At 66.8% G+C, this 12,931-nt stretch carries 10 protein-coding genes; 1 reads left to right on the top strand and 9 read right to left on the bottom strand.

All coding sequences use genetic code 11. From position 1 onward, the window contains the following. Positions 1-307: 307 nt before the first annotated feature. From BFE01S_RS13315 to BFE01S_RS13355, 9 genes are all read right to left on the bottom strand, one after another. On the bottom strand, positions 308-2,356 hold the full coding sequence (locus BFE01S_RS13315) for a dipeptide ABC transporter ATP-binding protein (RefSeq protein ID WP_042337613.1): 2,049 nt from the start codon (positions 2,354-2,356) through the stop codon (positions 308-310). Continuing rightward, positions 2,353-3,234, bottom strand: a complete 882-nt coding sequence (locus tag BFE01S_RS13320; RefSeq protein ID WP_028225938.1) for an ABC transporter permease — start codon at positions 3,232-3,234, stop codon at positions 2,353-2,355. The genes BFE01S_RS13315 and BFE01S_RS13320 overlap by 4 nt, the downstream gene beginning before the upstream one ends. Further along, positions 3,231-4,262 (bottom strand): ABC transporter permease, encoded by a 1,032-nt coding sequence (locus tag BFE01S_RS13325; protein WP_028225939.1) that lies wholly within the window; start codon positions 4,260-4,262, stop codon positions 3,231-3,233. Before BFE01S_RS13325 ends, BFE01S_RS13320 begins: the two co-directional genes overlap by 4 nt. 61 nt (positions 4,263-4,323) lie before the next feature. Beyond that, positions 4,324-6,009, bottom strand: a complete 1,686-nt coding sequence (locus BFE01S_RS13330; RefSeq protein ID WP_028225940.1) for an ABC transporter substrate-binding protein — start codon at positions 6,007-6,009, stop codon at positions 4,324-4,326. Positions 6,010-6,333: 324 nt separating this feature from the next. Beyond that, positions 6,334-6,882 (bottom strand): cupin domain-containing protein, encoded by a 549-nt coding sequence (locus BFE01S_RS13335; protein ID WP_028225941.1) that lies wholly within the window; start codon positions 6,880-6,882, stop codon positions 6,334-6,336. Positions 6,883-6,999: 117 nt separating this feature from the next. Next, positions 7,000-9,108 (bottom strand): elongation factor G, encoded by a 2,109-nt coding sequence (fusA, locus tag BFE01S_RS13340; RefSeq protein ID WP_028225942.1) that lies wholly within the window; start codon positions 9,106-9,108, stop codon positions 7,000-7,002. Between the two features lie 341 nt (positions 9,109-9,449). After that, a complete protein-coding gene (locus BFE01S_RS13345; RefSeq protein ID WP_028225943.1) occupies positions 9,450-9,983 on the bottom strand; it encodes a DUF192 domain-containing protein in 534 nt (177 codons plus the stop codon). A 212-nt stretch (positions 9,984-10,195) separates the two neighbouring features. Next, positions 10,196-10,390, bottom strand: a complete 195-nt coding sequence (locus BFE01S_RS13350; RefSeq protein ID WP_028225944.1) for a hypothetical protein — start codon at positions 10,388-10,390, stop codon at positions 10,196-10,198. 345 nt (positions 10,391-10,735) lie between these two features. Next, the gene (locus tag BFE01S_RS13355) at positions 10,736-11,323 is read right to left on the bottom strand and encodes a pseudouridine synthase (protein ID WP_028225945.1); all 588 of its coding nucleotides are present in this window, start codon (positions 11,321-11,323) and stop codon (positions 10,736-10,738) included. A gap of 267 nt (positions 11,324-11,590) precedes the next feature. On the opposite strand from BFE01S_RS13355, the gene icd reads away from it, so the two are divergent. Then, positions 11,591-12,847, top strand: a complete 1,257-nt coding sequence (gene icd, locus BFE01S_RS13360; protein WP_028225946.1) for an NADP-dependent isocitrate dehydrogenase — start codon at positions 11,591-11,593, stop codon at positions 12,845-12,847. Positions 12,848-12,931 lie beyond the last annotated feature (84 nt).

The raw sequence follows: 12,931 nt of genomic DNA on the forward strand, positions 1-12,931 counted from the left end.
AGGACTACTTGCTGGTTGTCGGAGCCCGCGGGGGCGGGTCGGCAGAAAACAAGCGCATCGTGCGACCGGACTCCCGCTGGCTGGGCGTGACGACCCGCGATATCACGCCGGCGCAGCGGCCGGATGCCTGAGCACGATAGAGCGAGTTCCATGCCATCGCCCGCCAGGCACTGTCAGGGCGACACTTGACAATGTTTGTAGCGGGTACTGGCAGAAAAAACGGCTGAAAACGTTTCGACAATGAAACGCCTGGGCGGCCCGAGCGCGTTTTTCGTTGCACGGGCGCACACAGGCGCACGCTGTGCCGTCACTCGCGCGCGGCGTTCGCGGTTTCCTGCAGCACGCGCAGTTCGGCAACGGGGATGTGGCAGCGGATGCGATGCCCGTCGCCGGCCTGGGCGAACGGAGGGGCTTCGGTGTCGCAGATCGCACCGATATGGCGAGGACATTGTCTGCCGAAAACACAGCCCGAAACGCCTGCGCGCGCACTGTTTTCAGCGCGTTCGGGCAGCGCCTGCGCGGCGAGCAGCGTTTCTGTATACGGATGGCTCGGCCGCTCGAACAGCGCTTGCGTGGGGCCCGCCTCGACCACCTGGCCCGCGTAGAGCACCATCACGCGATCGGCGAGATAGCGCACCACGTCGAGGTCGTGCGAGATGAAGAGGTAGCTCACGCGGCGCTCGCGCTGCAGCCCCGCGAGCAGGTTCAGGATCGCGGCCTGCACGGAGACGTCGAGCGCGGAAGTCGGTTCGTCGCAGATCACCACGCGCGGCTCGCCCGCAAACGCCTGGGCGATCGCCACGCGTTGCTTGAGTCCGCCCGAAAGCTGGCGCGCGCGTGCCGCGAGATAGCGCGCGGGCACGCGCACGGCGTCGAGCAGCGTTGTCAGCCTCGCTTCGTCGCGGGCCGCCGCGCGGGTCGTACGTGCGAGCGCGCGGCCGATCAGGCGTTTGACCGGCAACGCACGGTTGAGCGACGCGTCGGGATGCTGGAAGACGAGCCGCAGGGCTTCGCGCTGTTTGGCGCTGCGCCGCCCCACGCGAGCGGGGAGCGCTTCGCCGTCGAGTTCGATGCGTCCGCCCGAATCGGGCGCGTAGAGGCCCAGCAGCAGCTTTGCAAGCGTGGTCTTGCCGCTGCCCGACTCGCCGACGAGGCCGAGCGTTTCCCCGGCGCGCAGTTCGATCGAAACGCCGTCGAGGGCGCGCACGGCCTGGGCGCCGTGCCCGAACGTGCGCGATACGTCGATCGCGCGAAGCACCACCTCGGGGTCGGCGGGGGCGGGGCTGGCGTGCGTTCTGGCCGTTTCGGCGGCCGGCAGGTCGATGGCGCGTTCGTGATAGTGGCAGCGCGACATTTGCTCGCCGTGCGGCGCATTCATGCGATGCGGCGGCGGCGACTGTTCGACGCAGCGCGCGTCGGCGAGGCGGCAGCGCGGCGCATACACGCAGCCGCGCCCGAGCGTGCCGGGCGCGGGCAGTTCGCCGGGAATCGTGTCGAGCGGCCCTTCGTCCTTGTTGCGTCCGCGCGTGGGCAGGCAGCGCAGCAGCCCCACCGTGTAGGGGTGGCGTGCGCGCGCGAAGACGTCCGCGGTGGCGCCTTCCTCGACGAGGCGTCCCGCATACAGCACGCCGACGCGCTCGCACATCCTGCCGATCACGGCCAGATCGTGGCTGATGAGCAGCACGGCGGTGCCCAGTTCCTCGCGCAGTTGCGCGACCAGCGCGAGCACTTCGGCTTCGACGGTGGCGTCGAGACCGGTCGTCGGTTCGTCGAGGATCAGGAGCGCCGGGTTGGAAGCCAGCGCCATGGCGATCACCACGCGCTGCTGCATGCCGCCCGACAGTTGATGAGGATAGCTTGACATCACGCGCGCCGGATCCGCAATGCGCACGCGCCGGAGCATCTCGGGCGTGCGCGCGAGCGCCTCGGCGGCGTTGTGGCCGGCGGCCTCGAAGGCTTCGCTCAACTGGCGTGCGATGGTAAGCGAAGGATTGAGCGCGCTCGCGGGGTCCTGGTAGACCATCGAGACGGCATTCGCACGCAGCGTGCGCAGTCCGTCGGCATCGAGGCCGAGCACGTCCTCGCCCGCAATCGCGATGCGTCCGGCCTTCACGCGCCCATTGCGCGGCAGATAGCGCAACGCGGCGAGCGCCACCGTCGATTTGCCGCAGCCCGATTCGCCGACAAGGCCGTACGCCTCGCCGCGCCGGATGCGCAGCGACACGTCGGTGAGCACGTCGCGCTCGCGGCCCTTCACGCGATACGCCACGGTGAGGCCGACGAGTGCGAGGGCATCGTCCGCCGCACCGCGTCTTGCGTCGAAGGTGGCAAGCGGGGGGGCGTGTTGCGGGCTCATGATTCGAGCGCCTCGCGCAAGCTGTCGGCGATCAGGTTCACGGCGATCACGAGCGAAGCAATGGCGAGGGCATCGAAGGCCACGGTCCACCATGCGCCGCCCGCAAGGAGTGCATACGATTCGGCGAGCGCGAGCCCCCAGTCAGCCGATGGCGGCTGGATGCCGAAGCCGAGGAACGAGAGCGTCGCGACCGCGAAGATCGCGTAGCCGAGCCGCACGGTGGCCTCCACGACGATGGGCGGCCACACGTTCGGCAGGATTTCCGCGAACATCACGTAAGGCGCGCGCTCGCCGCGCAACTGCGCCGCGGCCACGTAGTCGAGATGCCGCTCCGCGAGCACGGCGGCGCGCACGGTGCGTGCGATCAGCGGCGCGAAGGTGATGGCGATCACGAGCACGACCGCGAGATTCGATGCGCCCACGGCCGCCAGCACCAGCAGCGCGACGATCACGAGCGGCAGCGCGAGCACGGCGTCGAGCGTGCGCGCGGCGAGGTGGCCCGCGAAGCCTTCGAAGTAGCCGGTCACGAGGCCGAGCGCGGCGCCGGCCAAGGTGCCGGCCAGCGTGGCGAGCGGCGCGATGGTGAGGATGTCGCGCGCGCCCGCGATCACGCGCGAACACACGTCGCGGCCCAACTGGTCGGTGCCGCACCAGTGCGTGTGGTCGGGCGGCATGAGCGAGTTGAGCGGGTCCGAGGCATACGGATCGAACGGTGCGAACCACGTGCCGGCGAGGGCGCAGGCGATCCACCACAGCACGATCAGCGCGCCGACGATGAAGGCGGGGGAGCGCAGCAATTCGTGCAGGAGACCGAAGCGTCCCGCTTCGCGAGCGTCGGGGGACGGGGGCGTGTCAGGCGCGGCCGTGACGTCGTTCATGCGCCTCCCGGGGTGCGCAGTCGCGGATCGAGCAGCGCGTGCAGCAGATCCGCGCCGAGATTCGCGAGCGTGTAGATGGCGCCGATCGCCAGCACGCCGGCTTCGAGCAGCGGAAAATCCTTCGCTTTGGCCGCGTTGTAGATCAGCGAGCCAATGCCGGGATAGCGGAACAGCGTCTCCACCACCACGAGCCCGCCGATCAGATAGCCGAGCTGTGTCGCGGCCACCGTGACGGTGGGCAGCAGCGCATTGCGCAGCACGTGCCGCACGATCACCACGCGGCGCGGCAGGCCCTTGAGAATCGCGGTGCGCGTGTAGTCCGCGTCGAGCGCGCCGAGCATGCCCGCGCGCGCCATCCGGGCGAGATAGCCGAAGAACACGAAGACGAGCGGCAACACCGGCAGCAGCAGATGCCGCAGCGTATCGAGCACGCCGGCGCCGGGCGGTGCGACGGCTTCGATGGGCAGCCACCGCAGCTCCACGCCGAACACGAGGATCAGCGCGATGGCCGAGACGAATTCCGGCACGGCGCTCGCGCACAGGCCGCCCGTGCTGATCGCGCGGTCGAGCCAGCGGCCCGCATGGAGCGCCGCCCACACGCCGCCGCCGATGCCGAGCGGCACGACCACGACGAACGCGAAGAGGCCGAGCTTCGCCGATTGCAGCAGCGCCTCGCCGACGAACGGGGCCACCGGCTGGCGATAGCTCCATGAAACGCCGAAGTCGCCCGTGAGCGCGTGCGTGATCCACGCGACGTATTGCTGCAGGGCCGGCCGGTCCGCACCGAGCTGATGGTTGAGGGCGGCGACCGCGCGTGCGTCCGCGAGCGGGCCGAGTATGGCGCGTCCGATGTCGCCGGGCAGCACCTGGCCGCCCCAGAACACGAGCACGGAGAGCAGCCACAGCGTGAAGAGCGCCCACGCGGCGCGGCGCGCGAGAAAGCGCAGCGGGCCTGAGGTGCGAGCGGCACGCACGGCGCCCGCGGCGGGCGAGGGCGGGGCGGGTTGAGTCGTGAGCGGCGTAGCCATCGGGCTCCTTCGTGCGGCGCGTGGCGTCAGTCCCGACCTGGGGCGTTTCGCGAGGCGCGGCTTACGCCGCGAGCGTGGCGCGGTCGAAGTAGAGCTGCGCGAGCGCGGTGAAGCGCATGCCTTGCAGCGCCGTGCGCTGCGCGATCAACTGGTCGTAGAAGTACGGGATGATCACCGGCGTTTCGTCGAGCAGCAGCGTTTCGATCTGCGCCGCCACTTGCTTTTGCGCGGCGACATCGAGCGTCGCGACGAACTGGGCGACCAGCTTGTCGTACTGCGGGTTGCGAAAATGCGCAGCATTCCACGTGCCGGCGCTCGTGAGCGGCGCGTTGAGGAACACGTTCGGCACGCCGCGGTGGCCATAGTCGGTGATGCCGAGCGGCGAGTCGAGCCAGTCCGATTTGCCGTAGGTGCCCGCGCCGTAATACTGGCCCTGGCTTTCGACCTTCAGCGCAATGCGCACGCCGATCGCCTTGGCCGCGTTCTGCACGACCACCGCCAGATCGGGAATCTCCATGTACTTCTCGGTGGTGAGCGTGACGTCGAAGCCGTTCGCCACGCCGGCCTGCGCGAGCAACTGGCGTGCCTTTGCCACGTCGAGCCTGCGTTGCGGCACGTTCGTCGCCGTCGAGGGAAACACCGGCGCGAACGGGCTGTCGTTGCCCACCACGGCGCGGCCCTTGAAGAGCCCGCGCACCATCACGTCGCGATCGAGCGCGAGGGCAAGGGCCTGGCGCACGCGCTTGTCCTTGAACGTGGGCACGTCGTTGCGCATATGGATCTGGCGGTGCGCGCTCGAACGCACGCCGGTCACCTTGAAGTCGGGATTGTTCAGGATGCCGATGCCGCCCTGCACGGTGAACGTGCCCATCACGTCGGCCTGGCGGCCCTGGAGCGCGAGAATCTGCGCCTGTTCGTCGGCATAGAACGCGAACTGTACGCGCGCGGGCAGGGCCTTCTCGCCCCAGTAGCCGGGATTGCGCACGAAACTCGCGCCCTGGCGCGGCTGGTAGTTTTCCAGCTTGAACGGCCCCGTGCCGATGAAGCCCTTTTCGTAATTGCCCGCGTAATTGGCGGGGAGCAGCACGGCGTTGTAGTTGTCCGAGGACACGTAGTACGGGAAGTTGCCGTTCGGCGCGTCGAGATGGAAGGCGACGGTGTGCTCGTCGATGGCTTTCGTGCCGCCCTTCGAGAGCACGCCCTTGAGCACCGAAAGCGCGGCCGAGCCGCTCGCCGGGTCGGCCAGGCGATCGAACGTCGCGACGACGTCTTTGGCGCCGAACGCCTGGCCGTCGTGGAATTTCACGCCCGGGCGCAGCTTGAAGGTCCACACGTCGGCCTTGTCGTTGGGCTGCCAGGAGAGGGCCAGCGCGGGCTGCAGGCGGCCGTTGGCGTCGTCGTCGAGCAGGAACTCGCCGGTCTGGTTCAGCAGGCACAGGCCGCCCGCATCGGTGACGGTGAGCGGATCGACGGCGCCCGCGGGCATCAGGTGCGCCACGCGGATGGTCTGGTCGGTCGGCTGCTGGGCAGCGCGTGCGGTGCTCGGGGCCAGCGCGGCATACAGGCCGCCGCCGAGCGCCATGCCCTGCAGGCCCAATAGTCCCGTGGCGCCGGCATAGCGCAGCAGTTCGCGGCGGGTGAGGCGGCCGGCGAGGTATTCGTCGATGGCGTGGTTGCCGTATTCGCCGGCGTCGCGGCGCAGCAGGTCGAAAGCGGAGGCCAGAGCGGCGGACAGCGGTCGTTTCATCGATGCGGGGTTCCGTGCGGTTCCGTGGGGGGGCGCACCTCGCCTTCAGATGGGCCTGAAGCGGGGCGCGACGACGGCAAGCGGTGCGGCAGACGACGAATGCAGGTCCAGTTTAAGCGATTCGGCAGCATGGGCGGAAGGCGGCGCGGGCCGAAGGGGCTTGCGGGCCGGGGGCGCGGGCCCGCCGTGGTGCGTGCATGGTGCGTGTCTGGCCAACGCAAGGCGCGCCATCGACGCCCTGGCGCCATTTGCGGTGCGATGGCGGATCGCGTGCGCGGCGTGGCTCGGCGGTTCAGCGGCCCGGTGACCAGGCGGCCAGGCGCCTCAGCCCTCGTCGGGATGGCGATGGATCGGATCGACCCAGTACACCGACTCCGGCTGTTCGACAGCGTCGATATTCAGATTCACCACCACGGCCTCGTTGTCGCTGCGCACGAGCACGCATTCGAGCGGATCGTCGGTGCTCGCGTTGATCTCCTGATGCGGCACCCAGGGCGGCACGAAGATGAAGTCGCCGGGACCGGCTTCGGCCGTGAATTCGAGGTGCTCGCCCCAGCGCATGCGCGCGTGTCCGCGCACGACATAGATCACGCTTTCCAGCGCGCCGTGGTGATGCGCGCCGGTCTTCGCATTGGGGTGGATCGTCACGGTGCCGGCCCAGATCTTCTGCGCGCCCACGCGCGCCGCGTTGATGGCCGCCGCGCGATTCATGCCGGGCGTCTGCGCCGTGTTGGTGTCGAGCTGGTCGCCGCGGATCACCTTGACGCCATGCTCGCGCCAGTCCACCGGCCCGGTGGGGGCGGCGCTGCCGTCGCGGCCGTCGTGATCGTGGGCATGATCGTGGTCGTGACCGTGTGAGTGGTCGTGGCTCATCGTCTTGTCTCCTGTCCCTATGCGGGTGTCCATTGCCCGGCGCGGCACATGCCGCGCACCTGTGAAAAAGCCCGCCCCGCGAGGGACGGGCTTCGGCAGGCGCGCGGCTCGCAGCGCTCAGGCCTTCTTGGCGTTGATCACCGATTCGGCGACGTTCTGCGGCGTTTCGGCGTAGTGCTTGAACTCCATCGTATAGGTTGCGCGCCCCTGGGTGAGCGAGCGCAGCGACGTGGAGTAGCCGAACATTTCCGAGAGCGGCACCTCGGCGCGCACGATCTTGCCGCCGCCGCCCGCAATGTCCTCCATGCCCTGCACGATACCGCGGCGGCTCGAGAGGTCGCCCATCACGTTGCCCATGAATTCCTCGGGCGTCTCGACTTCCACGGCCATCATCGGTTCGAGCAGGACCGGCCTCGCGCGCCGCATGGCTTCCTTGAACGCCATCGAGCCCGCCATGCGGAAGGCGTTTTCGTTCGAATCGACGTCGTGGTACGAGCCGAACGTGAGCGTAACCTTCGTGTCCACCACCGGGTAGCCCGCGAGCACGCCCGACTTCAGCGTCTCCTGGATGCCCTTGTCCACGGCCGGGATGAACTCGCGCGGAATCACGCCGCCCTTGATGGCGTCCACGAACTCGTAGCCCTTGCCCTGCGGCTGCGGTTCGAGCGAAATGACCGCGTGGCCGTACTGGCCGCGCCCGCCCGACTGCTTGACGAACTTGCCCTCGACGTCCTCGACCTTGTTGCGCACCGTCTCGCGATACGCCACCTGCGGCTTGCCGACGGTAGCCTCCACGCCGAACTCGCGCCTCATGCGATCGACGAGAATTTCGAGGTGCAGCTCGCCCATGCCGGAGATGATGGTCTGGCCGGATTCCTCGTCGGTCTGCACGCGGAACGACGGGTCTTCCTGCGCGAGGCGATTGAGCGCGATGCCCATCTTTTCCTGGTCGGCCTTGGTCTTGGGCTCGACGGCCTGCGAGATCACGGGCTCGGGGAAGATCATCTTTTCGAGCACGATGGCATGCGCCGGATCGCAGAGCGTGTCGCCCGTGGTCGCTTCCTTGAGGCCGACGGCCGCGGCGATGTCGCCCGCGCGCACTTCCTTGATTTCCTTGCGCTCGTTCGCGTGCATCTGCAGGATGCGGCCGAGGCGCTCCTTCTTGTCCTTGGTCGCATTGAGCACGGTGTTGCCCGATTCGACCACGCCCGAATACACGCGGAAGAAGATCAACTGGCCCACGAACGGGTCGGTCATGATCTTGAACGCGAGCGCGGAGAACGGCTCGTCGTCGCTCGGGTGGCGCTCGATTTCCTTGTCGTGGAGGTCGTGGCCGAGGATCGCGGGCACGTCGACAGGCGAGGGCAGGTAGTCGATCACCGCGTCAAGCATCGCCTGCACGCCCTTGTTCTTGAACGCGCTGCCGCACAGCATCGGCACGATCTCGTTGGCGATCGTGCGCTTGCGCAGGGCGCCCTTGATTTCCTCTTCGGTCAGGCTCTCGTGATCTTCGAGGTACTTTTCGAGCAGCGTTTCGTCGGCTTCGGCGGCGGCCTCGACCATCTTTTCGCGCCATTCCTTCGCGAGCTCGACGAGATTCGCGGGGATCTCCTCGTACTCGAATTTCACGCCCTGGCTCTCGTCGTCCCAGACGATCGCTTTCATCTTGACGAGATCGACCACGCCCTGGAAATGATCCTCGGCGCCCACGGGAATCTGGATCGGCACGGCCACGCCCTTCAGGCGCTCGCCGATCTGGCGCTGCACGCGGAAGAAGTCCGCGCCCACGCGGTCCATCTTGTTGACGAACGCAATGCGCGGCACCTTGTACTTGTTCGCCTGGCGCCACACGGTTTCCGACTGCGGCTGCACGCCGCCCACGGAGTCGTACACCATGCACGCGCCGTCGAGCACGCGCATGGAGCGCTCGACTTCGATCGTGAAGTCCACGTGCCCCGGGGTGTCGATGATGTTGATGCGGTGTTCGGGGTAATTGCCCGCCATGCCCTTCCAGAACGCGGTGGTCGCGGCCGAGGTGATCGTGATGCCGCGCTCCTGCTCCTGCTCCATCCAGTCCATGGTGGCCGCGCCGTCGTGAACCTCGCCGAGCTTGTGATTCACACCGGTGTAGAAAAGGATGCGTTCGGTCGTCGTGGTTTTGCCGGCATCGATGTGAGCGCTGATCCCGATGTTGCGATAGCGCTCGATGGGAGTCTTGCGAGGCACGGTGATCTCCTTGGAATACGCGCCGTGGAAGGTGCCGGACGCCGCGCGGCGCGGGCTGCGCGCGCACCCGGCGTGACGCGCGGCGCCTTGTGCGCTGCGCGTGCTGGACTACTAGCATAGCGCTTGCATCGCGCTTTTGCATGAAGCGCGCCGGAGGTAGGGCGGGCGTTCCGGCGCACGCCGCGTGCCGCCGTTGTGAAACCGGCAACCCGAAAAAGGGCAAAAGGCCGGCGCCGCGGGGAGCGGGGCCGGCCTGGCGGGGCGCGTAGGCCACAAGCGGTGGCCCACAAGCGGGGCGCACAAGGGCTCAGGGGCTCAAGCGCGGCGCGCCGCGCCGGGCGTCACTGCATCGGCGGCAGCCCTTCGATCTTCATGCCGGGCTTGATGCCCTTCGACGAGAACCACCCCTGGCTCATTTCGAGCGCATAGACGCCGTTATTGCGCGGGCAGTGGTTGTTGGTCGTTTCGGCCTGCATCTCGTCGATGTCGGTGATCGTGCCGTCGGCGCGCATGAACGCGATCGACAGCGGGATCAGCGTGTTCTTCATCCAGAAGCAGTGCACGGCGTTCTCGCCGAACACGAACAGCATGCCTTCGTTCGGCGCGAGCTGCGTGCGGTACATGAGGCCCTGTTCGCGGTCCGCGTCGTTGGCGGCCACGGCGGCGTCGATCACGAACATGCCGGCGGTCAGCTTCAGGCGCGGGAAATCGCCGGGCTGCTTCGTGCCGGGCGGCATCTGCTGGGCGTGCGCGACGCCGGGCGTGGCGAGCAGGGTCGCGGACGTCATGGCCGCAGTGGCGGCCAGCGGCAATGCAACGGCAAGCGCATAACGCGCAAGACGCGACGCGAGAAGCGAGCGCAGGGGAAATCGCACGACAGGACTCCTTGCTTGAGATTAACCCGCGCATGTTACGCGACCAGGTCGAAGCGGGTCAAAGCGTCTCGAATACCAACGGTGACACGCAGGGGCGCGCGGATAAAAGCGCCGTGCAAAAACAAAAAGGCAGAACGCCTTGCAGCGGTCTGCCTTTTAACGCGATGAAGAGCGGCAGCGAGTGCCGGTCGTCGATGCGTCTTACAACAAGCTTACTCCGAAGCTGCCGAAGCGGCTTCAGCCTTGGCTGCCTTCTTGTGCGACTTCTTGTGCGTCGACTTCTTGTGTGCCTTAGCCGACGAAGCAGCAGCAGCCGGAGCGGCCGAAGCAGCTGCCGGAGCCGAAGCTTGTGCGAATGCAGCCGTTGCGAAGAGGCCAGCGATCAGAGCAGCGATCAGTTTGTTCATGTTGTGAATCCTCAGCTTGAGTTAATTAACCAAGTGACCCGGTTATTGGAGTCAGGTCGGTAAACGCGCCATCCACCTTTCGGTTGACAGTCGTGATCGGCAAATTCAAAACAAATTCGCGAACGCGTCTGCCAGCGGTCGGGACCTCGTCGTGACGGGCTTGCGCACGCAAGGCGGGTACCTGAAGGCTGAATGCCGGATAGCTTCAGCGGCATCTGCGTCGAATAACGCATCGTGTTGCAAGGCGGTTGACGCGAAGTTTTCATTTCCTTCACACGCCGCTTGCGCTGAAAGCGTGGGCATGTCACGCAATTTGATGTCGATCAAAAAGTGCTTGCGCAACAGTCACTTGGGAGCGGGTGGGTGCGCGCTGCGCTGCCAGGGCGCATCGACGGGCACCTCTGCGCTTGCGCCGGGCGCGAGGCCCAGAGAAAAAATATCGAGCGCGCCGATCGCCACGCGCACGAGTCGCAGCGTGGGAAAACCGACCGCCGCGGTCATGCGCCGCACCTGGCGGTTCTTGCCTTCGCTGATCGCGATTTCGAGCCACGTGGCGGGAATCGCCGCGCGGTATCGAATGGGCGGATTGCGCGGCCAGAGGTGAGCGGGCTCCGCAATCGTTTTCGCGCGGCAAGGTTGCGTGACGAAATCGCCGAGGTCGACGCCGGCTTCGAGCGCGGCCAGCGCGGCGGTATCGGGTATGCCTTCGACCTGTGCCCAGTAGCGCTTCACGAGCTTGCGCCGCGGTTCGGCAATGCGGGCCTGCAGGGCGCCGTCGTCGGTGAGGAGCAGCAGCCCTTCGCTGTCCGCGTCGAGCCGGCCCGCTGCATAGACGCCCGGCGTCTTCACCCAGTCCGCCAGCGTGGAGCGGGTTTCGTGCGGCGAGAACTGGCAAATCGTGCCGAACGGTTTGTTGAGGGCGATCAGGCGCATGGATGGAGCCGAGAAGGGCGGACGGGGCCGGGCGATTTCAGGAAGACGCGGCCGAATCTTAATGCATAATGCGGTCGAGTATATTATGTGTCTTATATAAGATATAAGACATGCACTGAGCTATTGCGGCGCGTCATTCCGGTGGCCGCCCGGGCCCACGCGCCGCCGCAGGGCGTGGGCTAGAATAGCGGCCAGACCGTCACGCGGAAGGCGCGTGCACAGCGTACCCGCCGCTACTGCCCGCCAAGCCCCTAACTGGAGTCGATCATGCCGTATCAGCACATCAAGGTCCCGACGGAGGGTGACAAGATCACCGTCAACGCGGATTTCTCGCTCAACGTCTCCGATCAGCCGATCATCCCGTATATCGAAGGCGACGGCACGGGCATCGATATCACGCCCGTGATGATCAAGGTGGTCGATGCGGCGGTCGAGAAGGCATACGGCGGCAAGCGCAAGCTTCACTGGATGGAAATCTATGCGGGCGAGAAGGCTACGCGCGTGTACGGCCCCGATGTCTGGCTGCCCGAAGAAACGCTCGAAGTGGTGAAGGAGTACGTTGTCTCGATCAAGGGGCCGCTCACGACGCCGGTGGGCGGTGGCATCCGCTCGCTCAACGTGGCGCTGCGACAGCAACTCGACCTCTACGTGTGCCTGCGCCCGGTGCAGTATTTCAAGGGCGTGCCTTCACCGGTGCGTGCGCCGGAGAAGGTCAACATGGTGATCTTCCGCGAGAACTCCGAGGACATCTACGCGGGCATCGAGTGGCCGGCCGAATCGGAAGGCGCGAAGAAGATCATCAAGTTCCTGCGCGACGAGATGGGCGTTGCGAAGATCCGCTTTCCGGAGTCGTCGGGTATCGGCATCAAGCCGGTCTCGCGCGAAGGCACCGACCGTCTCGTGCGCAAGGCGATCCAGTATGCGATCGATAACGACCGCCGCTCGGTGACGCTCGTGCACAAGGGCAACATCATGAAGTTCACCGAAGGCGCGTTCCGCGACTATGGCTATGCGCTCGCGCAGCGCGAGTTCGGTGCGCAACTGATCGACGACGGTCCGTGGATGAAGTTCAAGAATCCGAAGACCGGCAGCGACATCGTCATCAAGGACGTGATTGCCGATGCGTTCCTCCAGCAGATCCTGCTGCGCCCCGCCGAATACGACGTGATCGCCACGCTGAACCTGAACGGCGACTACATTTCCGACGCACTCGCCGCACAGGTGGGCGGCATCGGCATCGCCCCGGGCGCGAACCTCTCCGATTCCGTGGCGATGTTCGAGGCGACCCACGGCACGGCGCCGAAGTACGCGGGCAAGGACTACGTCAATCCGGGCTCCGAAATTCTCTCGGCCGAAATGATGCTGCGTCACCTCGGCTGGATCGAGGCGGCCGATCTCATCATCGCTTCGATGGAGAAGTCGATTCTGCAGAAGCGCGTGACGTACGACTTCGCTCGCCTGATGGAAGGCGCGACCCAGGTGTCGTGCTCGGCATTCGGGCAGGTGATGATCGAGAATATGTAAGCTGGGATCTGGAATTCCCGCAAACCCCGGTGGGCACCGAGTGTCGCCGGGGTTTTTTGTTTTTGCGTTTTTTTGAGGGGCGTG

This window comes from Paraburkholderia ferrariae NBRC 106233 (assembly GCF_000685035.1).
GTDB lineage: Bacteria > Pseudomonadota > Gammaproteobacteria > Burkholderiales > Burkholderiaceae > Paraburkholderia > Paraburkholderia ferrariae.

What these genes read in the sequence shown, in the direction of transcription:
- BFE01S_RS13315 (WP_042337613.1), bottom strand. Translation starts at nt 2,356, where the DNA reads ATGAGCCCGCAACACGCCCCCCCGCTTGCCACCTTCGACGCAAGACGC.
- BFE01S_RS13320 (WP_028225938.1), bottom strand. Translation starts at nt 3,234, where the DNA reads ATGAACGACGTCACGGCCGCGCCTGACACGCCCCCGTCCCCCGACGCT.
- BFE01S_RS13325 (WP_028225939.1), bottom strand. Translation starts at nt 4,262, where the DNA reads ATGGCTACGCCGCTCACGACTCAACCCGCCCCGCCCTCGCCCGCCGCG.
- BFE01S_RS13330 (WP_028225940.1), bottom strand. Translation starts at nt 6,009, where the DNA reads ATGAAACGACCGCTGTCCGCCGCTCTGGCCTCCGCTTTCGACCTGCTG.
- BFE01S_RS13335 (WP_028225941.1), bottom strand. Translation starts at nt 6,882, where the DNA reads ATGAGCCACGACCACTCACACGGTCACGACCACGATCATGCCCACGAT.
- BFE01S_RS13350 (WP_028225944.1), bottom strand. Translation starts at nt 10,390, where the DNA reads ATGAACAAACTGATCGCTGCTCTGATCGCTGGCCTCTTCGCAACGGCT.
- BFE01S_RS13355 (WP_028225945.1), bottom strand. Translation starts at nt 11,323, where the DNA reads ATGCGCCTGATCGCCCTCAACAAACCGTTCGGCACGATTTGCCAGTTC.
- icd (WP_028225946.1), top strand. Translation starts at nt 11,591, where the DNA reads ATGCCGTATCAGCACATCAAGGTCCCGACGGAGGGTGACAAGATCACC.